Here is a 25,046-nt window from a genome sequence, read left to right as displayed (position 1 = left end):
CAGGAAAACGCCGGGCAGTCCGGCACTCGAGGAGAAATAAAGTTATGAAAAAAACAGTGATCATTACGGCAATCGGTTCCTTTTCCGCGCAGGCGGCTATTTCGGCCTGCCATGCGGCGGGAATGCGCGTTGTTGGATGCGATATTTACCCGGCTAAGTGGGTGGTCAATTCGCAGGATGTGGATGTGTTTTATAAAGCGCCTTACGCGACAGACCGCGGAAACTACCGGAATTTTTTAAAGGAGCTTTGTAAAAAGGAGCAGGCAGATGTGCTGATCCCGCTCACGGATGTAGAAATTGATGTGCTCCAGGAGTGGAGAACAGAATTCCCGAAAGATTTTAAAGAATTAGGCGCAGAAGTGTGGATTTCCGATGTTGACGCGATCCGTTTATGCCGGAATAAGGAAAAGATGGAAGCATTTTTACGGGAGCGGAAGCTTTGCCGGACCATTCCAGGTGTGCGTTTGTCGGAAATGGAAGCATTACTGGATCGTGGTGATCTGCCGGCAGAATTTTGGAAGACCGAACATGAGGGACAGCTTTCCGGATTTGCGGCCTTACGTTTCCCGTTGGTTGCGAAGCCGTTTGATGGTCGCAGCAGTCAGGGACTGAAAATCCTGGAATCCGAGTCGGATCTTCGCTTCCTGTTAAACCATTGCAGCGAAGAACGAAAACAGCAGTATCTGGTGCAGCCGAAGATTGGCGGAACTGTCATCACCGTGGATGTGGTGCGGAATCCGGAAACAAACCAGACTTTCTGTCTGCCAAGACGGGAACTTCTGCGTACCTTAAATGGCGCGGGAACTTCTGTCTGTGTATTTCGCAGTGAGCTTTTAGAGCAGCAGTGCCGGGATATTGCCGAAGAGGTTGGAATCCGTGGCTGTGTAAATATGGAATTTATTGAGTCAGACAGGGATGCAGGCGAGTATTATTTTTTGGAATGCAATCCGCGGTTTGCGGGCGGCATCGCATTTTCCGGGGCGGCGGGCTACGATATGGTGAAAAATCATATCCGCTGCTTTACGGGAGAAAAGCTGGAAGAAATGGCTGTGACCGGGGAACAGTATATTGCGAGACGGTACGCAGAATATAACATGGACGGTGCAAACCGGGCGGCTGGAGAAAGCCAGGAAACCAGTGCAGTTCAGGGAAAGGAAGACGAAAACAGATGATAAAACGACACGAAGAGCCGGTTATGGTGACACGTTCCTCACTGCCGCCGCTGGAAGAATATGTGGAGATGTTAAAACCCATCTGGGACAGCGCCTGGCTGACCAACATGGGGGAATACCACGAAACCTTAAAGGAAAAACTGAAAACCTATCTAAAGACACCGAATCTGGAACTGTTTGTGAACGGCCATATGGCGCTGGAACTGACGCTGCAGGCCATGAAGCTGACCGGGGAGGTCATTACCACGCCGTTCAGCTTTGCTTCCACGACCCACGCCATTGTGCGCAATGGTCTGACTCCGGTCTTCTGCGATATCAATGAAGAGGATTATACGATCGATGTGGACAAACTGGAGAGCCTGATCACGGAAAAAACTTCTGCGATTGTTCCGGTTCATGTATACGGAAATCCCTGCGATGTGAAACGCATTCAGGAGATTGCGGACCGCCATGGACTGAAAGTTATTTACGATGCGGCACATACCTTTGGTGCGACGATCGATGGAGTCGGGATCGGTCAGTTTGGCGATGCATCCATGTTCAGCTTCCATGCGACGAAGGTATTCCACAGTATCGAAGGTGGTGCGGTCGCATTTCAGAATCCGGAATTAAAGGATCTGTTATACCAGCTGAAAAACTTCGGAATCACTGGCTATGAGCAGGTAGAATATGTGGGTGCAAACGGGAAGATGAATGAGTTCCAGGCCGCGATGGGTCTTTGCAATCTGCGCCATGTAGATGCGGATATTGAAAAGCGGAAAAAGTTGACGGAGCGTTACCGCGAACGGCTCGGCGGCGTGCAGGGTATCTGCCTGTGCAAAGAAAAAGAAGGGGTGCGCTATAATTACGCTTACATGCCGGTTGTATTTGAAGGCTACGGAGCAGAACGGGACGAGATTTTTGATGCATTGAAGGAGTACAATATCTATGCGCGGAAATATTTTTACCCGTGTATCAATGACTATGCCTGCTACCGGGACCAGTTTTCTTCGGATGATACACCGGTGGCAAAGCGGATCGCGTCGGAGGTTCTGACCCTGCCGTTATACCCGGATCTTTCCCTTGAAACGGTGGATGAGATCTGTGATATCATACTGAAATGTGGAGAAAAGAAACAATGAACAAGGTGCTCATCGTAATTCCTGCCTACAACGAAGAAGCGAATATTGAGATGGTGGTACGGGAACTGGAGGAAGGTTATCCGCAGTTTGACTATCTGGTGGTCAACGATGGCTCCAGGGACCGGACCGCGGCAATCTGTCGGGAACATGGCTTTAACCTGCTGGATCTTCCGGTCAACCTGGGACTGGCGGGCTGTTTTCAGGCAGGCATGAAATACGCCTATTACAAGGGCTACGAATATGCGATCCAGTTTGATGGAGACGGACAGCACCGTCCGGAATTCATCGAATCCATGCAGAAAAAGATGGAAGAAGGATACGAGATCGTCATTGGAAGCCGGTTTGTAAATGGGAAAAAGGACTGGTCCATGCGTATGGTGGGAAGCCGTCTGATCGAGGCGGCCATCCGACTGACCACAGGCGTGACTGTGGCAGACCCGACATCCGGCATGCGGATGTTCAACCGGGAGATGATCCGGGAATTTGCGTTGAATTTAAATTACGGACCGGAGCCGGACACCGTGTCTTACCTGCTCAAGCAAGGAGCAAAGGTGGCTGAAGTGCCGGTGCATATCGCAGAGCGTGCCGGTGGTGAGAGCTACTTAAAGCCGATGGTGGCGGTGCGTTATATGGCGCGGATGCTGCTCTCGATTTTGCTGATCCAGAATTTCCGGAGCAAAAAGCCGGTAAACGGAAAAGGGAGAAAATAATCATGAAACACTGGACGCACCTTCTCATGAAAACAAGGCTGAGCCTGGAAAAAGAAAATATGATCTGGAACATGACCGGAAGCTTCTTCTATGCCTTTGCCAGTATGGTACTTTCTTTTCTGGTGCTGCGCATAGCCGGAGAAGAGCAGGGCGGGATTTTTTCCTTTGGGTTCAGCACGGTCGGGCAGCAGATGTTTCTGCTGGCGTATTTTGGCATCCGGCCGTTTCACATTACGGACGGGGCGAACCAGTACCGGTTTGGGGATTATCTCCATCACCGGTATGGGACTTGTTTTCTGGCGCTGCTTCTGGGTGCCGGATATCTGGCTGTGACCGGGTATTCCTGGCAGAAGGTCCAGATCATTTTTCTGCTGATCGCTTATAAGGTGATCGATGGTTTTGCCGATGTGTACGAATCGGAATTCCAGCGGCAGGGATGTCTGTACCTGACCGGACGTTCCAATACCTTCCGTACCATCCTTTCGGTTGGCGTGTTTCTGGTGACGTTATGTTCCGGTGCGGGACTTTTTGCAGCCTGCGTAGCTGCGGTGCTGGGACAGATCGCTGGCGTTGCTTTGTTTGACATTGTGGTGTTAAAAGAACTGCCCAAGGTGGATTATAACTGGAGCGGAACACAGGCAAGGGCGCTCACGGCATCGGCCATTCTTTTGTTTGTGTCGGTGTTTCTGGATTTTTATATTTTTTCTGCAGCGAAGTATGCCATCGATGCCCATCTGGGCGATGCAGCCAGCGGCTATTTCAATGTGATCTTTATGCCGACCTCGGTTATCAATCTGGCGGCAGGCTTTGTGATCCGTCCATATCTGACCTATTTAACGGACTGCTGGAATGCGCATCGTTTTTCAGATTTTTCAAAAAAGCTGCTTACGATCATGGCAGTGATCGGCGGTCTGACGGTTCTGGCGGTCGGCGGGACCGTGGTGCTTGGAAAACCAGTGCTTGCGCTTCTGGAATGGCTGCTTGGTGCGGCATACAGCGGAAAGCTGACAGCACTCTGGCCCGCATTTGTCATGATTGTGCTGGGCGGCGGTTTTTATGCAGTTTTAAATCTTTATTATTATGCGCTGGTCATTCTGCGGAAGCAGAAGCTGATCTTTGGCATTTATGTGCTGCTCACGGTACTTGCGGCAGTTCTGGCCCCGAAAATGACGGTGGCATTTGGGATTCTGGGCGCGGCAGCAGCCTATCTGGTGCTGATGGTCATCATGGCAGCCGGATTTGTGGGTGGCGCCTGGATCGAAATCAAGAGGGAAATGAAGGAGGAGCGTCATGACGGTTGATGTATTGATCCCGGTGTACAAGCCGGACCGGCGGTTTGCCAGACTGCTTCAGATGCTGAAAAAGCAGACGGTAGTGCCAGACCGGATCATTATCATGAATACAGAAAAAGCGTACTGGAATGCGGACGGATACCGGGATATCCCCGGAATGGAAGTCCATCATCTGACAAAAAAAGAGTTTGACCACGGCGGTACCCGCAATCTGGCGGCATGGTACTCGGAATCGGACATCATGATCTTTATGACCGATGACGCAGTTCCGCAGGATGAATACCTGATCGAGAACCTGTTAAAGGGACTGGACCAGAAGGGACCGGACGGCGAAGCGGTGGCAGTGGCTTACGCAAGACAGCTTCCGGCCAAGGATTGCCGCACGATCGAGCGCTATACCCGTGCATTCAACTATCCGGATACGCCGATGGTAAAGACGAAAAAAGATGTCAGTACCATGGGAATCAAGACCTACTTTGCTTCCAATGTGTGCTGTGCGTACCGCAAGGACATTTTCCGCAAGTTGGAGGGCTTTGTGAACAGCACCATCTTTAATGAGGACATGATCTACGCGGCAGCGGCTATGGATGCCGGTTATGCAGTGGCTTATGTGCCGGAGGCCAAGGTAGTCCACTCGCACAATCTGACGCCGATGCAGCAGTTCCACCGCAATTTCGACCTGGCGGTATCCCAGGCGGAGCACCCGGAGGTGTTCGCAGATCTGAAGTCAGAGGGAGAGGGAATCCGCCTTGTGAAACAGACGGCAAAGTACCTGCTGCTGCACTTTAAGGGCTTTCTGATCCCGGAGCTGGTTGTCAGCAGCGGCTGCAAATATCTCGGCTACAAGCTGGGACGAAACTATGAAAAACTTCCGAAAAAGATGATCCTCTGGTGCAGCATGAGTCCGCTGTACTGGGAAAAGAAATGGAGGAGAAAAGCATGATGACCACAACCCTGCGCATTGCGCTGATCCTGGTGTCTCTTAGCACCTTTTCCATGATCATGCGCAAGATCCGCCAGTCCCGGATGCAGATCGAGAGCGCGATCTTCTGGATTGTGTTAGCCCTGGTGCTGGTGGTGTACAGTGTATTTCCGAAGGTGGCCGATGCCTGCGCCAGCCTGCTTGGAATCTATGCCACAACGAATTTTCTGTTTTTGTTCGCGATCTTTGTGCTGATCTTAAAGGTCTTTTTTATGAGCATCCACATCTCACAGCTGGAGAGTAAGATCAAAGAGCTGGTCCAGGCCATGGCACTTGAGGAGAAAAAGTATGAAGAAGAAAAACACTAGCCTGATTGCCGGCATTTTGTGCCTTGCGGCTGCAGCTGCCTGGCACAGTCTGGATGTTAAGACCGGGATCCAGGCGACCGGCGCCTCCTGGCAGATGGGACAGTATCTGCTGTTGTCGGCGCTGGTGGCAGCGTTTGCTGCCGTGTGTGGATATTTCCTGCTGGAAAAGAACATTCCATGGTCATTTCCGAAGCTGGCGGTGCTCATGGCAGGAGGCCTTGGCGTGTTGTATCTCTTTGTATTGCCGCCGCTTTCGGCGCCGGACGAGATCAGCCATTATGTCAGCGCTTACCGGCTTTCTTCCCAGCTGACCGGGCAGCCACAGCGCGACCGCTACGGCCGGGTGCTTTTACGGGCGCAGGATGCCTGGGTGGAGGATCTGGACGGGGATTTTATCTACGAACCCGATGAAGATGGAAATCTTCAGGTGACGGAGGAGAGCCGCGAGCAGGCGGTGAAGCTGGGCGAAACCCTGGATGAGTCCGCCTACGAATTATTTCATGCATTAGGAATCAATGGACAGTATGCGCCGGAGCGGACTGCTGAAATTCAGGCGCAGGGTGCTTACGTGAGTTCCACCTACCCGCCGGTCACCACTACGCCGCTTGCCTATGTGCCACAGGCAATCGGCATCAGCGCGGCAAGGCTTCTGGGGCTGAATACGGTCTGCCTTTTGTACTTTGGACGGTTGTGCAACCTGCTCTTTTTTATAGGAATGTTATATTTGGCGGTGAAGCGGATCCCGTTTGGGAAAGAAGTGCTTCTGGGCGTGGCACTTCTGCCGATGACGCTGCACCTTGCGGCTTCGTTCTCTTATGATGTCATGATCCTCGGCTGCATGTTCCTTTTAACAGCTGTCTGTCTGGACCTGGCTTTTGAAGCGGAACAGGTCCGCATCCGGGATGTGGTGCTGTTAGCAGTTCTGGCGGCGGTGGCAGGTCCGTGCAAGATGGTCTACGCGCCGATGCTTGGCCTGTGCCTGCTGGTTCCGGTCCGCAAATTTGGCGGTGCAAGAAACTGGTTTGCCAGTGCGTTTGTCGTGGCGGGTGCGTGGGCTGTGTCCATGTATCTGGTTAATAGCCAGGTCATCACCACTTACGCGACGGCGACGGAGGCTGACAGCTATGTGGCTTGGGCAGAAGAAGCCGGTTTCAGCATGAACCTTCTCATCCATAATCCGGTGCTTCTGGTGCGGATGTTTTACCAGACCATGGTGTGGAATGCGAAAGACATGCATATCACCATGATCGGAGGATGGCTTGGAAATCTGGACCAGGTGCTAGATGTGCCGTATCTGGTTGTGTGGATCCTTACGTTATGTCTGATCGGTCTGGCACTGAAGATTCCGGCCGAGCAGATCCGCATGAATCTGCGCCAGCGATTCTGGATTGGATTTCTCGCAGCAGCCTGTGTGGGACTTACTATGCTGTCTATGCTGATCGCGTGGACACCGATCAGCTCCCGGGTGATCCTGGGCGTGCAGGGCCGTTATTTCCTGCCGTTTTTGCCGGTGCTTCTGCTGGCTTTGAAAAATCATACGGTAGTTTTGACAAAGGATAAAAACCGTAGTATATTGTATCTGATGTGCTGTCTGAACGGTTATGCGCTGGTGCGTCTGTTCAGCATTGTGTGCATCCGTTTGTAAAACCTTAGAGAAATGAAAAGTGAGGAACAAGAATAATGGGAAAGATCAAAGTAACATCCTGTGATATCGAGGGACTTTATGTGATCGAGCCGACCGTATTTAAGGATGAGCGCGGCTATTTTGTAGAAACTTACAACCAGAATGACTTCAAGGAAGCCGGACTGAACATGGTATTTGTACAGGACAACCAGTCCATGTCCGTGAAGGGTGTACTGCGCGGCCTGCATTTCCAGAAACAGTATCCGCAGGGCAAGCTGGTGCGTGCCATCCGTGGTGCCGTATTCGATGTAGCAGTAGACCTGCGTGCAAACTCCAAAACCTACGGAAAGTGGTTTGGCGTGGAACTGACTGCCGAGAACAAAAAGCAGTTCTACATCCCGGAGGGCTTTGCACACGGCTTCTTAGTGCTGTCCGATGAGGCAGAGTTCGCCTACAAGTGCACCGATTTCTATCATCCGGGCGATGAGGGCGGTCTGGCTTACAACGATCCGGAGATCGGCATTGACTGGCCGTTCGAGGAAGGTGTGGAACTGATCATCTCTGAGAAAGATAAAAAGTGGAGTGGTCTGAAGGACACCTTCAAATTTAATGAGGAATAAAAATTTATGAATTATGTAATTTCTCTGATGAAAGAAATCGTCAGGAAACGAAAACTCATCTGGGATCTGGCGAAGGCTGATTTCCGAAAGCGCTTTGTCGGTTCGTACTTTGGCATCGTGTGGATGCTGGTGCAGCCGATCGTCACGGTGCTCATCTATTTCTTCATCTTCCAGGTGGGATTTAAGAGTGTGCCGCCGGTTCCGGGAGTGCCGTATGTGCTCTGGCTGATCCCGGGCATTGTGCCGTGGTTTTTCTACAGCGAGGCTTTAAACTGCGTGACAGGGTGTCTGCAGGAATACAGCTATCTGGTGAAGAAGGTTGTGTTCCAGGTTGAGATCCTTCCGATCATCAAGCTGATCTCCTGTATGCTGGTGCATGCCTTTTTCGCAGGGATCATGCTGGTCGTGTTCTTATGCTACGGCAGACTGCCGATGGCAACCTGGATCCAGATCTTGTATTACAGCTTCGCGGCAGCCATGCTGGCCCTGGCATTCGGTTACCTGACCTCTGCGGTCAATGTCTTCTTTAAAGACATGGCGCAGATCGTCAGCATCTGTCTGCAGTTTGGCATGTGGCTGACCCCGATCATGTACCAGGAGACCATGTTTGCGGACAAGGCTCCGTGGTTTGTGACGATCTTAAAGCTGAATCCGTTTTACTATGTGGTTGCCGGATACCGCGACAGCATGCTCACCGGAAACTGGTTCTGGGAACGCCCGAAGCTTGGCATTTATTTCTGGGTGGTAACGCTCGTCATCGGGCTTTTGGGACTCCGGGTGTTTAAACGGTTAAGACCGCATTTTTCTGACGTATTGTAAGGCTTGAAAAGAAAATGGTTTCTTGCGTTTTAAGCTGGCAGTTCCGGCAAAAAGAAAACGTATGACAGATAAGGGGGAATCATATGACCGAGTTAGAATTTCGCAACAAAGTCACATGGTTCTCTTTTGCGCTCAGTCTCTTAGTAATCTGGGTCCACTCCTACAATGCAGAGCTGTTTCTGGGCTATCAGGCAATGACCGGAACGGTTTATGTGCTGGAGCACCGGATCGGAGACTGGTTTGGGCAGATCGCGGTGCCGGGATTTTTTATGATCTCCGGGTACCAGTTTTACCGGGATTTCAGCTGGGACAAACTGAAAGGCAAATGGCAGAGGCGCGTAAAAAGCCTGCTTGTGCCGTATATTGTCTGGAATTTTCTTTACTATATCTGCTATGTGGTTGCCAGCCGCGTCCCGGCGCTGTCTGATGTCGTGGGAAAAGGAGTCGTGGAGCTGTCGCTTCAGGCGGCGGTGGAAGCTGTGGTTTCCCACACCTACAACAATGTGTTCTGGTATCTGTACCAGCTTATATGGCTGGTGGCGCTGGCACCGGTCCTTTATATGCTGCTAAAGCGTGTATGGAGCGGCTGTCTGCTGCTTGCCGCCTGCTGGATTCTGGTACGGTTTAGTCCATCTGGACTTTTGGTAAACCCGGATGCGCTGATCTATTACGGCACGGGTGCCATGCTGTCGCTGCACTGGAAGGCAGTGGCAGAGCAGTGTGAAAGCAGGATGTGCTTTTGGGCCGGAATGTTTAGTATGGCAGCAGCGGCGGCTGTCTATTATGTGGGACTCTGGCAGGCGCATATCCCGTCGTTTGTGTTGTGCCGTGTTCTGGCGGTGGCAGGGTTCTGGCTTGTGATTCCGGGAAAGCATCTCCCGGCGGCGAAGGAGTTTATGAAGCACAATTTTTTCCTGTATGCCGTTCATTTTGCTATTGTGCGGCTGATCAATAAGACAGCAGCCAGGCTTGGAATCATAGGGACAGCAAACTGGTATGGACCGTTCCTTTTGTTTTTGTTCATGCCGGTTCTGGTGCTTGTGATCAGCAGTGTGACCGGGGCATGGATGCGAAGGTACCTGCCGCGTGTATGGAGGTTGCTGACGGGAGACAGATGAATGGGCAGATAAATGGTTATTTTGGGGAATCCGGGGAAGCTGTCTGCGATTGTCTGTCACCATCACAACCCCTGTGAAGTGTGATGGATCTGTGATAAATAAATAGGAGGAGATGCGATGATAAAAAATATTGTATTCGACATGGGGAAAGTTCTGATTTACTACGAATCCATGCGGGCATGCCGCCATTTTATTGAAAATGAGGAAGACCAGAAAGCGGTCTGTACGGCTGTGTTCGATTCCCCGGAATGGATCCTGCTGGATATGGGAGTCATTTCTGAAGAAGAGGGACTCAAAAAAATGTGCGCGAGACTTCCAGAGCGTCTGCATGAAGCGGCGAAGCTGTGTTTTGACAACTGGGAGAAATACTGCATGTGGAAAAATAAAGATATGGAGGCACTGGTGCGGGAACTGAAAGCAAAAGGGTATGGCCTTTATGTCTGCTCCAATGCGTCTGTCCGGCTGCCGTCCTGCTACAAAGAGGTGATCCCGGCTGTCGAATGTTTCGATGGACTGCTCTTTTCTGCCGAGGTGAAATGCTTAAAACCGCAGAAAGAGATGTATGAGCATTTCTTCAACCGCTTCAGATTAAAGCCGGAGGAGTGTTATTTTATCGATGATCTGCCGATGAATATTGAGGGAGCAAAAGCCTGTGGTATGGATGGGCATTGCTTCGCAGATGGCAGCATGGAAAATCTGAGAAAGGATTTAGAGAAAGTATTATGAGTAAAATGAATTTGAATTTTGAAAAAACCAATGAGGAGCTGCTTGCATTCCTCGACAACAGCCCAAGTGCATTCCACGCAACGGCAAATATGTGTGAAATGCTGAAAAACGCTGGATTTACCAGTCTGTATGAAGGAGAAAAATGGAACCTGGAGGCAGGAAATGGTTACTATGTGACCAGAAACGATTCTGCCCTGATCGCATTCAAGATTCCGAAACAGGATTTCGCAGGCTTCCAGATCATGGCAAGCCACAGTGACTCTCCGGTCTTTAAGATCAAAGCCAATGCCGAGATCGTCGTGGAGAACCAGTATGTGAAGCTGAACGTGGAAAAATACGGCGGCATGATCTGCTCCACCTGGCTGGACCGTCCGCTTTCCGTGGCAGGCCGCGTGATCGTGCGTACTGCTGATGGCATTGCAACCAAGTTCGTCAACGTAGACCGTGACCTGATGATCATCCCGAATCTGGCGATTCACATGAACCGTCAGGTGAACGACGGGTATGCGTTCAATGCCCAGAAAGATATGCTTCCGCTGTTCTGCGAAGTTGCCGAAAAGCAGGTAAAGGGCTGCTTTACCGAGCTGATCGCAAATGAGGCCGGTGTAAAGGCAGAGGACATCCTGGATATGGATATGTTCTTATATAACCGCATGAAAGGTACCCTGCTCGGTGCAGATGGCGAGTTTATCGCAAGCCCGCATTTGGATGATCTGCAGTGTGCATTCGCATCCTTAAAGGGCTTTCTGGCAGCAGAGCCGAAGGACAGCGTAGCTGTTCACTGCGTATACGATAACGAGGAAGTGGGAAGCGGAACCAAACAGGGCGCAGAATCTACGTTCTTAAAGGATGTGTTAAACCGCATCAACACCGGCATGGGCCGCACCCAGGAAGAGTATTTAACCGCACTGGCATCCAGTTTCATGGTATCTGCAGACAATGCGCATGCCATCCATCCGAACCAGCCGGATAAGGCAGATCCGACCAGCCGCCCGTACATGAACCAGGGGATCGTCATCAAATACAGCGCAAACCAGAAGTACTGCACCGACGCAGTTTCTGCTGCTGTATTCAAGACCATCTGCGAGAAGGCAGAGGTTCCGTACCAGGTATTCTTAAACCGTTCCGACATCCTCGGCGGTTCCACTCTGGGCAATATTTCCGGAACCCAGGTTGCATTAAATACCGTAGATATCGGCCTGCCGCAGCTTGCCATGCACTCCAGCTATGAGACTGCTGGAAGCCGCGACACCGCATACCTGATTGAGGCAGCAAAGGTCCTTTATTCTGGAAGCTTTACCGGAAAAGGTGACGGGGCTTACCGTTTAGAATAAAAAAATTCCATGCACAGGAAACAAATTGCCATTTAGGGCAGAGCGCGTTATAATGGGCGCAAAGATTACTGTCTGCGTGGGAAGTGTAACGCGCAAAAATGGAAAATCAAAATCTTTGAGAAAAACAAAGGAGTTTCATATCATGACAAAGATCAGAACAAGATATGCACCGAGCCCGACCGGCCGCATGCATGTAGGTAACTTAAGAACTGCACTGTACGCATACCTCATCGCCAAGCATGAGGGCGGCGATTTCCTCTTACGTATCGAGGATACCGACCAGGAGCGCTTCGTTGAGGGCGCAACCGAGATCATTTACCGCACTCTGGCTGAGACCGGTCTGGTACACGACGAAGGTCCGGACAAAGACGGCGGCTGCGGTCCGTACGTGCAGAGTGAGCGCCAGAAAGCGGGCATCTACTTAGAGTATGCCAAAAAGCTGGTAGAAAAAGGCGAGGCTTATTACTGCTTCTGCACCCAGGAGCGCTTAAACTCCTTAAAGAAGACCGTAAACGGCGAGGAGATCATGACCTATGACAAGCACTGCCTGCACTTAAGCAAGGAAGAGGTAGAGGCAAACCTGGCAGCAGGCATGCCATATGTCATCCGTCAGAATAACCCGACCGAGGGCACCACAACCTTCCATGACGAGATCTACGGAGACATCACCGTAGACAACTCTGAGTTAGACGATATGGTCCTCATCAAATCCGATGGTTACCCGACCTACAACTTCGCAAACGTGGTAGACGACCATTTAATGGGAATCACCCATGTTGTGCGCGGCAACGAGTACCTGTCCTCCTCCCCGAAGTACAACCGTCTGTACGATGCGTTTGGCTGGGAGGTTCCGGTTTATGTACACTGCCCGCTGATCACCGATGAGTTCCATAAAAAGCTTTCCAAGAGAAGCGGTCACTCCTCCTTCGAGGACCTGATCGAGCAGGGCTTCGTATCTGAGGCGGTTGTAAACTACGTGGCACTGCTTGGCTGGTCCCCGACCGACAACCAGGAAATCTTCTCCCTGGAGGAGCTGGTAAAGGCATTTGATTACCACAACATCAGCAAGTCCCCGGCCGTATTCGATATCACAAAATTAAAATGGATGAACGGCGAGTACTTAAAAGCAATGGACGCAGACCGTTTCTACGAGCTGGCAGAGCCGTACTTAAAGGCTGTCATCAAGAAAGATCTCGATTTAAAGAAGATCGCAGGCATGGTAAAGACCCGTATCGAGATCTTCCCGGACATCGAGGCACAGGTAGACTTCTTCCAGGAGCTGCCGGAGTACGATGTGGCAATGTACACCCATAAGAAGATGAAGACCAACTCCGAGAATTCCCTCGAGGTATTAAACGATGTGCTGCCGATCCTTGAAGCACAGGAGGACTTCACCAACGACGCACTTTACGCAGCATTATCTGCTTATGTATCCGAGAAAGGCTACAAGACCGGCTTTGTCATGTGGCCGATTCGTACCGCTGTATCCGGCAAGCAGATGACCCCGGCCGGTGCGACCGAGATCATGGAAGTGCTTGGCAAGGAAGAGTCCCTGGCACGTATCCGCAAGGGCATTGAGATGCTTTCTGCAGTGAACGCATAGGAAGCTGCACATGGAGCCTGTCTGGGATGCTTTTGTGACAGAGAGATTTCAGACGGCCAGACGAAGAAAGGAACCGCATACATGGCGTTTCATGAATCACAGCTGCAGGCCATCCATCACCGGCAGGGCCCGATGATGGTGCTTGCAGGACCGGGATCCGGAAAAACCACGGTCATTACCCACCGGGTGAAATACCTGGTGGAAGAATGCAGGGTGGAGCTGGGCAGCATCCTGGTCATTACCTTTACAAAGGCCGCTGCGCAGGAAATGCGGCAGCGATTTGAGAAGCTGACGGAGGGGCGAAGACTCCCCGTCAGCTTCGGTACGTTTCACGCAGTATTTTTTGCAATCTTAAAGCGTGCGTACCGCTACGATGCCTCCAATATCGCGCGCGATGAACAGCGCACCGCTATCATCCGGGAACTGGTAGACCGCTACCAGATGGATGTGGAGGATGAGGCAGAATTCATCTCCCAGATTCTTTCAGAGATCAGCCTGGTAAAAGGCGAGATGATGAATCTGGACTATTATTATTCCAAAAACTGTTCGGAAGAGATGTTCAAGAAGCTGTACCAGGGCTACGAAAAAGCCATGGTCGAGAAAAGTCTTCTGGACTTTGACGATATGTTGGTGCTCTGCTACGAGCTGTTTACCCAGAGGAAAGACATTCTGGAGGCATGGCAGAGAAAATACCAGTATATCCTGATCGATGAATTTCAGGACATCAACCGGGTACAGTATGAGATCATCCGGATGCTGGCAGCACCGCAGAATAACCTGTTTATCGTAGGCGATGATGACCAGTCTATTTACCGTTTCCGCGGTGCAAAGCCAGAAATCATGCTCGGGTTTGAGAAAGATTATCCCCAGGCAAAACGGGTTCTTTTGGGGATAAACTACCGCTCCACTTCCAATATTGTGGATTACGCCGGTCGTCTGATCCGTCACAATAAAACCCGCTTCGAGAAAGAGATCCGCGCTGCAAGGGGAGCCGGGAAACCGGTCACGACGGTCGGATTCGCGGACGCCCCGACCGAGACCAGGACGATCATAAAAGAAATCCAGGATTATGTGCAGATGGGCTACCGCCTGTCGGATATTGCCGTGCTCTACCGCACCAGCATGGAGCCGAGACTCCTCATGGAACGGTTGATGGAATACAACATTCCGTTCCAGATGCGGGATGCACTGCCAAACATTTATGAGCATTGGATCACCCAGGACCTTCTGACCTACATCCGCATCGCGGCAGACCCGCTGGCGGAAAAACACCAGGCAAAGCGTGCCGATGCCCTGCGCATCATCAACCGGCCGAAGCGCTACATCAGCCGGGAAGCGCTGGATGGGCAGATCGTTTCCTGGAACCAGGTCAAATCCTGGTACCGGTCGAAAGACTGGATGGTGGAGCGCATCGAAGATCTGGAATATGACTTAAAGATACTCAAAAAGCTGGCACCGGTGGCTGCAGTCAATTATATCCGCAAAGCCATTGGCTACGACGAATACTTAAAAGATTATGCAGAGTACCGCCGCATGAAGCCGGAGGAACTCCTGGAACTGGCAGACCAGATCCAGGAAAGCGCATCCGGGTATAAGACCATGGATGCCTGGCTTCTTCATATGGAAGAATACGGCGAACAGCTCAAGCAGCAGGCGCAGAACCGGGAAACACGGGACCAGGACTGTGTGGTCCTTATGACCATGCACAGCGCCAAAGGACTGGAATTCCCAATCGTCTATATCATGGATGCAAACGAGCGGATAACCCCGCACCACAAAGCTGTCCTGGACGCGGATCTCGAAGAAGAACGACGCATGTTTTACGTAGCCATGACCCGTGCCAAAGACCGGCTCCATGTGTATTACACAAAAGAGCGGTATGGAAAGCCGCAGGAGCGGTCGCGGTTTATTGATGAATATTTATATCCGGATAGCGCGCCGCCAGGAGAATTCCGGCCAGGACCGGAAGTGAAAACGAAAGGAATGTTAGAATCCTGTAGGGCAACCAGTCAACAGAAAACGGCTGCAAAAACAGAACGACCGGCAATGCAGCAGAGTGCCGGAACAAAGCCGGTGTGGAATGGAAAGGTGGTCAGGTGATGCAGGACAAAAAGATGGAACAGCAGAAAATGAGTTCACAAAAACAGGAGCAGAAAGAAATGCGGCAGGGTCTTGTGCACATATACTGCGGTGACGGCAAAGGCAAGACCTCTGCAGCCGTGGGTCTGGCTGTTCGTGCGGCAGGCCGCGGCATGAAGGTTCTGGTAGTGCGTTTCTTAAAAACAGAAAACTCCGGGGAAGTGGAAGTGCTTCGGAGTATTCCAGGCATCACTGTCACCCACTGTGACCGTACCTTTGGCTTTGTGTTCCGCATGAACGAGGAACAGAAGGCAGAAGCCGCAGAGTATTACCAGAAACGGTTTGAGACAGCGGAAAAAGAAGCAGAAAGCGGAAACTATGACCTGCTGATCCTGGACGAGATCCTGGCATCCTGCAATTATGGCATGGTGCAGGAACAGTCTGTACTGGAATTTCTGCATACAAAACCAGCGGGGCTTGAGGTTGTCCTGACCGGACGGGACCCATCGGAGAAGTTTGTGGAGCAGGCGGATTATGTATCGGAGATCCACATGGTAAAACATCCTTACCAAAAGGGAATTCCGGCGAGGAAGGGTATTGAATTTTAAAACTGCCAGCCGAAAAAATATAACCGGAATCCGCAAAACATATTGCCTAAAACATTCCGGTCAGCTATAATGAACTGGCAACGTATTGGCAAGAAAAATCAGCGAGGTACATTTTTATGGCAAAGAACCAGAACGAAGAGATGGATTTAGAGCAGGAGGAGATGACTGTAACCCTCACCTTAGATGATGGCAGTGAAGTAGAGTGTGTTGTGCTCACCATCTTTGAGGCAGGCGACCGTGACTATATCGCACTGCTCCCGACCGAGGGCGCAGAGGCAGAAGAGGGCGAGGTATACTTATACCGTTACGAGGAAGACGAGGACGGTAATCCGAGCCTGGACAACATCGAGGATGACGACGAGTATGAAGTTGTAGCAGATGCTTTCGATGAGCTGCTGGATGACCAGGAGTTTGACGAGATCGTAGGCGAGGATGAACTCGACTAAACATAATAATATCGTGAACGTGACAGGGTCATGGAAGCTGCCGCAAGGCAACTTCCATGACCCTGTTATCTTTTGAAAATGCGTATGCACATGTAAAAATTTTCATAAAATGTAAAAAATGTCAGAAGACGGCAAGACGAGTCAGGATGCTGTCTGCATATTTACTTCCTTTCTCCGATTCATTATAATTTGTTTATCATTAAAATGATTTTGCGCGCAAATATAATGAAATGGAGGGTAAAATGAAAACATTTATACAAAAGCTGGGAAAATCTTTGATGGGGCCTTTGTCCATTATTGTAGCAGCTGGTTTATTATTGGGACTCGCTTCCACACTACAGAATCCGAATGTATTCGGAAATGTACTTCAGGATGTGGCATTTGTAAATAACTTTGTCAGCCTTGTAAATGCACTGGCAGGTGCACTGTTTGGTCTTCTTCCAATCCTGTTCTGCATGTCCGTGGCTCAGGGTATGTCAAGAGAAGACCGCGAAGTGGCAACGTTTGCATCGATCATAGGATTTGCGCTGTTCCATACCACGATCCGGTTTTTCTTAAGCCTGAAAGGAATCACGGCCGATACAGTTAGTATTGATTATCTGATGAGACAGGGGTATTCTTTACTTGAAGCGACGCAGCAGAATGCGGCTTATGATACTGTTATGGGTATCTTCACCTATCGCATGAGTATTTTTGGCGGTATCATTGTTGGTCTTTGGACGGCAATGATCCACAACCGTTTCCATGAGACACAGCTTCCGGTAGCATTCAGTTTCTTCAGCGGCAAGCGTTTCGTTCCGATCATGATGGTTGTGACGATCCCGTTCCTGGGACTGCTTATGTTCTTCGTATGGCCGGTATTTAATGTGATCATCAATGGATTTGGCAGTCTTCTTGCTTCTGCGGGAGCATTTGGTACGTTCATTTACGGATTCCTGGAACGTCTTCTGATCCCGACTGGCCTGCATCATATCCTGAATCAGCTGATCCGCTTTACTCCAATTGGAGGAACCGCTGAGATCGATGGCCAGCAGGTATCTGGTGCGCTGAATATCTTTAATACTCTGCTGATGCAGCAGAATCCGGATATGGATGTTATGCGTCAGGCAACACGCTTCCTGACACAGGGAACGCATCCGTTCATGGTATTTGGTCTTCCGGCAGCATGTTATGCCATGTATAAAACTGCATATCCGCAGAATCGTGAGAAAGCAAAAGGTATTTTACTGGCAGCTGGATTGACGAGCTTCTTTACCGGTATTACAGAGCCGATTGAGTTTTCCTTTATTTTCATCTCCCCGCTTTTATGGGTGTTCCATGCGTTTATGGCAGGTATGTCTTTCCTGATCAACACCTTCCTGAGTGTCTGCATCGGAAATGCAGGCGGCGGCTTGGTTGATCTTATGTTATTTGGCGTGCTGCGCGGACCTCAGACCAAATGGATCTTAAATGTAGGAGTAGGTCTGGTTTATGCTGTGATCTATTACAATGTATTTAAGTGGGCTATCGTGAAGTTCAATATTAAGACTCCGGGCCGTGAGGACGAGTCAGATGCGGTTGATTATAATGAAGAAATCACCGAGCTGGGATCAGCAATCATGGAAGCTCTGGGAGGCAAAGAAAATATTGTTGAAATTGATAACTGTATTTCCCGTCTCAGACTGGTGCTGAAAGATTCTGCAAAGGTCAATGAAAAAGCGTTAAAGGCAACCGGATCCCTCGGACTGATTCGTATTAATGAAGAAAATGTTCAGGTCGTATATGGAGCAAAGGTTGAGAAGGCAGCCGCAGAACTGAAACGTGCAGTAAAAAAGGCAGGGAGCAGTGCAGCTGGAAAGCACGCAGATTTTGAGGCTCCGGTAGCAGGAAGCCTGATTCCGATCACGGAAGTGAAGGATACTGCATTTTCCCAGAAGATGGTAGGCGATGGATTTGCCATCATTCCGGAGAGCAATACGGTATATGCACCGTGGAGCGGAACGGTTGCAGCCTGCTTTGAGACAAATCATGCAGTTGGAATCGTAACAGAAAACGGAGATGAAGTACTGATTCATATCGGCATTGATACGGTGAAGCTGAAAGGGGAAGGTTTCCGATCCTTTGTAAAGCAGGGACAGAAGGTAAAACAGGGAGAAAAACTGATCGAATTTGACCGGGAACTGATCCATTCACGAGGATTGGATCCGGTAGTGATTCTGATCTTCCCGAATAAGACTGTGAATGTAAATGCGGCGCATCAGAAGCTGAAAGAGCATCAGGAAATCAATGTAAAAATTTATTAAACGTTATACAGGGAGAAAAAATGAGAACAAATAAGGCGAGAATTCAGCATGATCTGGAGATATTGGCAACGTATACTTCTACACCGGGTCATGGTGTGACACGGTCTTCTTATTCGAAAGAAGATAAGATGGCCAAGGAATATCTCAAAGAAGAAATGCAGAAACTGGGGATTCAGATTTATGAGGACGGATTTGGCACACTGTTCGGAAGAAAAGAGGGAAAATTGAAGGATGCACCGGTTGTAATGTTCGGTTCCCATTATGATTCCGTGGTAAACGGAGGTGCCTTTGATGGTGCGGCAGGCAGTGTAGCTGCGCTGGAAGTTATGCGTGTTCTCCATGAGTGCGGTTTTGAGAATGACTATCCATTGGAGCTGATCTTAATGAATGCAGAGGAAGGGGCCACATTTGGTCCCTGCACCGGAGTTTCCAATTCGCGCGCGATGGTTGGTACTATGACTATGGAAGAGTTGGAGACCGTGAAGAACCGCTTTGGACAGACAAAGCTGGAAGCAATGAAGGAGTATGGCCTGATTCCGAATCTGGAATCAGCCAGACGTGCTCCGGGCTCGATCAAAAATTTTGTGGAAATGCATGTGGAGCAGGGACCGGTTCTGGATCGCGAAAATATTGAAATTGGTCTGATCAAATATCTGGCAGGAATCGGACGTTACACGATTCGTTTCCATGGGCAGACTGCAGATTCTACTGCGCCGATGGCTGAACGAAAAGACGCATTGGTTGCCGCAGCCTGCTTTATCACGATGTTTGATGAGCAGATCAGGGCTTTGGGACCGGATGTAACCGGCATGGTAGGCAAACTGGATATTACACCAAATTCCAACCAGTTTGTACCGGAACTGGTGGAAGGAAAGATCGAGATCCGGACATTTTCCAAAGAGTGTATCGAAAAGACGGATTTCCGGAAGATGATCCAGGATATTTTAGACCATGTTGCGCAAAAATATGGGATTTCCTGTGACTTGGAGGAAATACGCCGGATCAATTATCCAAACCCGACAGGCCCTAGTGTGATGTGCTGGGAGAATGTCAGGAAAATGGAAGCCATCTGTGATGAACTTGGCTACAGCCACTGCATTATCAACAACGGAACCGGACATGATTCCATGATCATGACCGATTTTACAGATACCAATATGATCTATGTTCCAAGCCGCAATGGAGGTGTTTCACACTGTCCGGAGGAGTGGACGGAATATGAAGATGTGAAGAAGGGTGCAGATGTTCTGCTGCATTTGATTATGGAACTGAGCAGAGAGGAAGAAAAATGAGAGGATCTGGAGAAATTTGCTATGGAACGGTGATGCCTCCAAAGCCGGATTGTACCGGAGTGCCGGTCCTGCTCAGTGATGCTGTCATGGAGAAACGGTGCAGAGCTGTGCTGGAACGAATGGAACAAGAAAATCTGGATTCTCTGGTTGTTTACGGGGATCTGGAGCATGGGCAAAATTTTGCCTATCTTACGGGATTTCTGCCAAGATTTGAGGAGGCACTGCTGGTTCTGAATAAAGGCGGGCATCATGCGATGATGATGGGAAACGAAAATCTGAATAAGGTATCCTGTGCTCGGATCAAAGCCCAGGCAATCCATGTCCCATTCTTTTCCCTGCCGAATCAGCCGATGGGCGGAGAGTGCAGTCTTACGGAATGTTTTCGGGAAGCCGGGCTGAAAGAAGAAAGCCGGATTGGAATTGTAGGCTGGAAATATTTTACCAGCCGGATTCTGGATAACAGACAGCTGTTTGATGTACCGTCTTATATTGTGGAAGCGGTTCGTGATGCCGCCGGGCCGGACGGAATCGTCGTGAATGCAGCAGATATTTTTATCGGAAAGAAAGGCGTGCGCTGTATCAATACGGCCAATGAACTGGCGCATTATGAATTTGGTGCAGCGCTGGCTTCGGACTGCATATTAAAGGCTATGGACCATCTGGACATTGGTGTGAAAGAAACAGAGCTTGGAGCAGATCTGCAGGCGTTGGGGCAGAAAAACAGCGTAGTGACGATTGCGGCGGCTGGAAAACGTTTTGAAAAAGCAAACCTGTACCCAATGGATAAGGATGTGAAGCTTGGAGATCCGGTCAGTCTGACGGTCGGATATCGCGGCGGGCTTTCCTCACGCTGTGGATATGCAGTTCACAGTGAGAACGAACTTCCGGAAGCGAATCGGAATTATCTGGATCGGGTCGTAAAACCGTATTATCATGCAATTGTGTCCTGGCTGGGAGAAATTCACTGCGGAATGAGCGGTGGAGAACTATATGATCGGATCGAACAGATATTGCCAAAAGAGGAGTATCGGTGGTCTCTTTGTCCGGGACACCTGACGGCAGATGAAGAATGGATGTCTTCTCCGGTCTATGAGGCAAGTGAGGAAATCCTGAAAAGTGGAATGATGCTGCAAACCGATATTATTCCATCGGTTCCCGGCTATGCGGGAACCAGTGTGGAAAGTACCATTGCACTGGCAGATGAAACGCTGCGCATGGAAATCCAAAAGGAAGAGCCACAGCTCTGGGAACGGATTGTGAAACGCAGAAGTTATCTGGAAAAGGTGCTTGGGATCCGAATGCATCCGGATGTACTGCCTATGTGTTCCACGGTTGCGTATCTGCGACCGTTCCTGCTGGAAAAAGGAAAAGCTATGTATGTGAAGCATCGTCAGGCTGATTCAGATAATTGATATACTGGTCATACAGCAGGTGGAGAACAAGGTGCAGGGTCAGGTAGGAAGAACGGTTGATGTTCATTTCTTTGTTCACGGCTGTACCCTGATAATAAAGGTTGTAAGCTGAAATCTCGGCCAGTTCATTGTTGGACATGGTTGTAACAGAAACCAGGGGAATCTTCATGAGACTGAGATTCAGGAGCGTTTCCCGGTATTTTTCGACATTGCCAGACCAGGACGCGACAAATAAAAGATCATTCGGACGCATGTATTTCTTCACGATCTTTAACTCAGTGTGAGTTGGGATAATCACAATATTTTTATTCACATTTAAGAAACAACGGGCCAGTTCCTGGAGCATCAGGCGCTGGCCTTGTCCTGTTCCATAAGCATAAATCCGGTCAGACTGATCGATGAGCCGGCAGATGTCCAGAACCTGACTGTTCTGGAGAAAAAGTTTGGTGGTTTGTGCAATATCCTGATTCAGAATTTCAATCAGGTTCAGAACTTCTGCGTTTTCTGCAGAATCGGAACGCAGAAAATATTTGAACTCACTGTAACCACTGAAATTCAATTTCTGGGCTGTGCGGAGGATCGTTGCCGTGGAAACGTTACAAAGTTTGGCAAGATCAGCAATGTTCATTTTCTTGCAGGACTCTAGATTAGCCTGCACGAATTGCAGGATGTGCTGGTCTACCGTATTCAGTTTTTCATAGTTTTCATTGATGACACGATCGAGCTGAATTCCCATAATATCCTCCAGACTTTGTAATATGAAAGATTATAACACAGGATATCGCAAATTGAAAGAAAATCGTCAGATAATTGCCCGGCAAATTCGTTGACAAATGCCATTGGAAAAAGGTATCATAAACTATAGCAGTAAGAGTGTTCTGACGGAAAAAGGAGAATGATCGTTATGAAGAAAAATATGTTTAAGGTTATGGCGCTGAGCCTGGCTATGGCTGCATTATCCAGCACGGCAGCATTTGCAGCAGGCTGGGGCAAGGTTGGCAGTGAGTGGTATTATTACCAGGAGGACGGAACCGTTGCAAGAAATACCTGGATCAATACACTGGTCAGCAACGATGAGTCCGGAGAATTGAGCTACCAGGTTGGCAGCAAGGATTTCGTGACCGAGGAGGGCAAGAGCATTGCCGCTTCCTACTGGGTACAGGGCAATGGTGTTATGGCAACCGGATGCTGGGTAGCGGACGGCGACACCTGGTACCGGGTAGATAACAAGGGCATGATCATGAAAGACCAGGTTTACACCGAGAACAAGGATATGTATTACCTCGATGCCGATGGAAAAATGCTGACCAATGGCTGGTATCAGAACGAGGAAGGCAAGTGGTACTACATGGGTGAGGATGGCAAGGCAGTCAAGAATGGCTGGAAGACCATCGACGATGCAGAGTATTACTTCTTAAAGAGCGGTACCATGGCAACGGACGTGAACATTCCGGGCGGCGGACACGTTGGTGCGGATGGCAAGCGCGACCGCTAAGGAAAGGATGGATGCAGGACGATGACAACGTTTATGAAAAAAGCAGCAGTGCTTTGCATGGCAGCAGTGCTGGCATTGTCTTCTGCATTCTGCAGCTTTGCGGAGAACGGCTGGAAACGCAGCGGAAGTGTATGGAATTATTATTATTCCAACGGGAAGATGGCAAAAAACACCTGGATCAAGAATGGCGATGTGCTCTTCTGGATCGAGGAAGATGGCACCATGGCTACCTCCAAGTGGCATGAACAGGATCATATCTGGTACTATCTGGATGCCAGCGGTGCCGCCGTAACCGGCTGGAAAGAGATTGATGACAAGTGGTATTACTTCCGGGAAGACCATGCCATGGCAACGGATGAGACCATTGGAAGCTATTATGTTGGCAAGGACGGAGCCTGGGACAGCCGCAAATGACCGAATGAGGGACAGATGGCAATGACTGCGGGGATGCAAAATCCACAAAACATGTTTTGCCATGTTCTGCAGACGGAACTATCTGAAAAATACTGGAATCGCCGGAGGGGATATGCCTTCCGGCGATATTTTTTACCTTTTTGATAACTGTAAGTTATGAAGACAATTCCTATCTCGTATGGATTTTTCTGTATAAATTCCAGTGTATCAGTTGAAAAATGACAATAAATGCGTTAATATGGGAAGAAATACGTTCCTTTTTGTTCTATAGGATCATTGCCTGAGAAATGAAAAGCTTTGAACAGGAACGAAAATACCACCGATTAAGAAAAAGGGAATGGATCAGAAAGAGGTAAGACACCATGAATTGTAATATCGTAACGATCCCTGGAGATGGAATCGGACCGGAGATTGTACGCGAAGCGTGCAAGGTCCTTGATAAAGTTGGCGAGGTATACGGACATACTTTCCAGTACACAAAAATCCTGATGGGCGGCTGCTCCATCGACGAATACGGAGTTCCGTTAACCGATGAGGCACTGGAGGCCGCAAAGAAGAGCGATGCAGTTTTACTTGGCGCTGTGGGCGGCAATGTAGGAAATTCAAAATGGTACGACGTGGCACCGAACTTAAGACCTGAGGCGGGGCTGCTTGCGATCCGCAAAGGCCTTAAGTTATTTGCGAATCTGCGTCCGGCTTACCTTTACAATGAGCTGGCAGATGCATGCCCGTTAAAGAAAGAGAACATCGGCGACGGTTTTGACATGATCATCGTCCGTGAACTGACCGGTGGTCTGTATTTCGGTGAGCGTCATACTGAGGAAGTAAACGGTGTGATGCAGGCAACCGATACCCTGACCTACAACGAAAACGAGATCCGCCGGATTGCCATCAAGGCATTTGACATCGCCATGAAGAGAAGAAAACACGTCATCAGCGTGGATAAGGCAAACGTGCTGGATTCTTCCAGACTCTGGAGAAAGGTAGTCGAGGAAGTTGCCAAGGATTACCCGGAAGTAAAGCTGGAGCATATGCTGGTCGATAACTGTGCTATGCAGCTTGTTATGAACCCGGCTCAGTTCGATGTGGTCCTGACGGAGAATATGTTTGGCGACATCCTTTCGGATGAGGCCAGCATGATCACAGGTTCCATCGGTATGCTGTCTTCTGCAAGCTTAAATGAGACCAAGTTCGGTATGTATGAGCCGAGCCACGGTTCCGCACCGGATATCGCAGGCAAAGACCTGGCAAACCCGATCGCAACCATTCTTTCCGCAGCGATGATGCTTCGTTATTCTTTCGATATGGATAAAGAAGCCGATGCGATCGAGGCAGCTGTGCAGCAGGTACTGACCGACGGTTACCGCACCGGCGACATTTACAGCGAGGGCTGCAAAAAAGTCGGAACCATCGAGATGGGCGACCTGATCGCGGCACGCATCCACTAACCAGTCCGAGAAACGTTACGGTTCACGCATGTTTGTCCGGCATCCGGACAGGAAAACAGAATTTTGTATAGAATTGCTACAATAGAAAACTGAAATGAATAGAAATCACATACCGGTATCTGCGCCTGCAGATGCCGGCAC

At 49.7% G+C, this 25,046-nt stretch carries 23 protein-coding genes; 22 read left to right on the top strand and 1 reads right to left on the bottom strand.

The genetic code is table 11. From position 1 onward, the window contains the following. The first annotated feature begins 44 nt into the window (after window positions 1-44). The 19 genes from DXB18_RS13520 (at window position 45) to DXB18_RS13430 (ending at window position 21,548) form a co-directional block, all read left to right on the top strand. Window positions 45-1,172 (top strand): ATP-grasp domain-containing protein, encoded by a 1,128-nt coding sequence (locus DXB18_RS13520; protein ID WP_118708354.1) that lies wholly within the window; start codon window positions 45-47, stop codon window positions 1,170-1,172. After that, window positions 1,169-2,293, top strand: coding sequence for a DegT/DnrJ/EryC1/StrS family aminotransferase (locus DXB18_RS13515; protein WP_118708352.1), 1,125 nt, complete (start codon window positions 1,169-1,171; stop codon window positions 2,291-2,293). The genes DXB18_RS13520 and DXB18_RS13515 overlap by 4 nt, the downstream gene beginning before the upstream one ends. Continuing rightward, window positions 2,290-3,003, top strand: coding sequence for a glycosyltransferase family 2 protein (locus tag DXB18_RS13510; RefSeq protein ID WP_118541379.1), 714 nt, complete (start codon window positions 2,290-2,292; stop codon window positions 3,001-3,003). The genes DXB18_RS13515 and DXB18_RS13510 overlap by 4 nt, the downstream gene beginning before the upstream one ends. Before the next feature lie 2 nt (window positions 3,004-3,005). Next, window positions 3,006-4,304 (top strand): lipopolysaccharide biosynthesis protein, encoded by a 1,299-nt coding sequence (locus DXB18_RS13505; protein WP_118708350.1) that lies wholly within the window; start codon window positions 3,006-3,008, stop codon window positions 4,302-4,304. Next, window positions 4,294-5,238 carry a glycosyltransferase family 2 protein gene (locus DXB18_RS13500; RefSeq protein WP_118708348.1) on the top strand — a complete coding sequence of 315 codons (945 nt, stop codon included), beginning with the start codon at window positions 4,294-4,296 and terminating at the stop codon, window positions 5,236-5,238. The genes DXB18_RS13505 and DXB18_RS13500 overlap by 11 nt, the downstream gene beginning before the upstream one ends. Then, the gene (locus DXB18_RS13495) at window positions 5,235-5,585 is read left to right on the top strand and encodes a DUF2304 domain-containing protein (RefSeq protein WP_118708346.1); all 351 of its coding nucleotides are present in this window, start codon (window positions 5,235-5,237) and stop codon (window positions 5,583-5,585) included. Before DXB18_RS13500 ends, DXB18_RS13495 begins: the two co-directional genes overlap by 4 nt. Next, the gene (locus DXB18_RS13490; protein ID WP_243103483.1) at window positions 5,566-7,230 is read left to right on the top strand and encodes a DUF2142 domain-containing protein; all 1,665 of its coding nucleotides are present in this window, start codon (window positions 5,566-5,568) and stop codon (window positions 7,228-7,230) included. Before DXB18_RS13495 ends, DXB18_RS13490 begins: the two co-directional genes overlap by 20 nt. Window positions 7,231-7,265: 35 nt before the next feature. Next, complete coding sequence (rfbC, locus tag DXB18_RS13485) at window positions 7,266-7,829, top strand: dTDP-4-dehydrorhamnose 3,5-epimerase (RefSeq protein ID WP_118541387.1); 564 nt, start codon at window positions 7,266-7,268, stop codon at window positions 7,827-7,829. A gap of 6 nt (window positions 7,830-7,835) precedes the next feature. Beyond that, window positions 7,836-8,648 carry an ABC transporter permease gene (locus DXB18_RS13480; RefSeq protein WP_118541389.1) on the top strand — a complete coding sequence of 271 codons (813 nt, stop codon included), beginning with the start codon at window positions 7,836-7,838 and terminating at the stop codon, window positions 8,646-8,648. A gap of 83 nt (window positions 8,649-8,731) precedes the next feature. Beyond that, a complete protein-coding gene (locus DXB18_RS13475; RefSeq protein WP_118708344.1) occupies window positions 8,732-9,766 on the top strand; it encodes an acyltransferase in 1,035 nt (344 codons plus the stop codon). 117 nt (window positions 9,767-9,883) lie between these two features. Then, entirely contained in the window at window positions 9,884-10,492 is a 609-nt protein-coding gene (locus DXB18_RS13470) for an HAD family phosphatase (RefSeq protein ID WP_118541393.1), read from the top strand. Next, window positions 10,489-11,826: a M18 family aminopeptidase gene (locus DXB18_RS13465; protein WP_118708342.1), complete on the top strand. Its 1,338-nt coding sequence runs from the start codon at window positions 10,489-10,491 to the stop codon at window positions 11,824-11,826. The genes DXB18_RS13470 and DXB18_RS13465 overlap by 4 nt, the downstream gene beginning before the upstream one ends. A gap of 142 nt (window positions 11,827-11,968) precedes the next feature. After that, entirely contained in the window at window positions 11,969-13,429 is a 1,461-nt protein-coding gene (gltX, locus tag DXB18_RS13460) for a glutamate--tRNA ligase (RefSeq protein ID WP_118708374.1), read from the top strand. Between the two features lie 81 nt (window positions 13,430-13,510). Then, complete coding sequence (locus DXB18_RS13455; protein WP_118708340.1) at window positions 13,511-15,529, top strand: ATP-dependent helicase; 2,019 nt, start codon at window positions 13,511-13,513, stop codon at window positions 15,527-15,529. Window positions 15,530-15,543: 14 nt separating this feature from the next. Next, complete coding sequence (locus DXB18_RS13450; protein WP_347560896.1) at window positions 15,544-16,116, top strand: cob(I)yrinic acid a,c-diamide adenosyltransferase; 573 nt, start codon at window positions 15,544-15,546, stop codon at window positions 16,114-16,116. A gap of 116 nt (window positions 16,117-16,232) precedes the next feature. Next, window positions 16,233-16,562: a DUF1292 domain-containing protein gene (locus DXB18_RS13445; RefSeq protein ID WP_118541399.1), complete on the top strand. Its 330-nt coding sequence runs from the start codon at window positions 16,233-16,235 to the stop codon at window positions 16,560-16,562. 242 nt (window positions 16,563-16,804) lie between these two features. Further along, window positions 16,805-18,844: a glucose PTS transporter subunit IIA gene (locus tag DXB18_RS13440; RefSeq protein ID WP_118708338.1), complete on the top strand. Its 2,040-nt coding sequence runs from the start codon at window positions 16,805-16,807 to the stop codon at window positions 18,842-18,844. Between the two features lie 20 nt (window positions 18,845-18,864). Next, window positions 18,865-20,136 (top strand): M20 family metallo-hydrolase, encoded by a 1,272-nt coding sequence (locus DXB18_RS13435; protein WP_118708336.1) that lies wholly within the window; start codon window positions 18,865-18,867, stop codon window positions 20,134-20,136. Further along, the gene (locus tag DXB18_RS13430; protein WP_118708334.1) at window positions 20,133-21,548 is read left to right on the top strand and encodes a M24 family metallopeptidase; all 1,416 of its coding nucleotides are present in this window, start codon (window positions 20,133-20,135) and stop codon (window positions 21,546-21,548) included. The genes DXB18_RS13435 and DXB18_RS13430 overlap by 4 nt, the downstream gene beginning before the upstream one ends. Here the strand turns inward: DXB18_RS13430 and DXB18_RS13425 are convergent. Further along, window positions 21,508-22,284: a MurR/RpiR family transcriptional regulator gene (locus DXB18_RS13425; RefSeq protein ID WP_118541405.1), complete on the bottom strand. Its 777-nt coding sequence runs from the start codon at window positions 22,282-22,284 to the stop codon at window positions 21,508-21,510. The two genes, DXB18_RS13430 and DXB18_RS13425, sit on opposite strands and share 41 nt — an antisense overlap. A gap of 168 nt (window positions 22,285-22,452) precedes the next feature. Between DXB18_RS13425 and DXB18_RS13420 the strand changes: the two genes are divergently transcribed. The 3 genes from DXB18_RS13420 to leuB all read left to right on the top strand — a co-directional run bounded on the left by DXB18_RS13420 (window position 22,453) and on the right by leuB (window position 24,905). After that, complete coding sequence (locus tag DXB18_RS13420; protein ID WP_182430580.1) at window positions 22,453-23,043, top strand: hypothetical protein; 591 nt, start codon at window positions 22,453-22,455, stop codon at window positions 23,041-23,043. A 33-nt stretch (window positions 23,044-23,076) separates the two neighbouring features. Beyond that, window positions 23,077-23,457: a hypothetical protein gene (locus DXB18_RS13415; protein ID WP_182430579.1), complete on the top strand. Its 381-nt coding sequence runs from the start codon at window positions 23,077-23,079 to the stop codon at window positions 23,455-23,457. A gap of 362 nt (window positions 23,458-23,819) precedes the next feature. Next, window positions 23,820-24,905, top strand: coding sequence for a 3-isopropylmalate dehydrogenase (gene leuB, locus DXB18_RS13410; protein ID WP_118708330.1), 1,086 nt, complete (start codon window positions 23,820-23,822; stop codon window positions 24,903-24,905). Window positions 24,906-25,046: the final 141 nt, after the last annotated feature.

Source organism: Clostridium sp. OM02-18AC, from assembly GCF_003481825.1.
Taxonomy (GTDB): Bacteria; Bacillota; Clostridia; order Lachnospirales; family Lachnospiraceae; genus Brotaphodocola.
The sequence above is the reverse complement of the archived record's forward strand: the minus strand, read 5'-3'. Positions and strand labels throughout refer to the sequence as shown.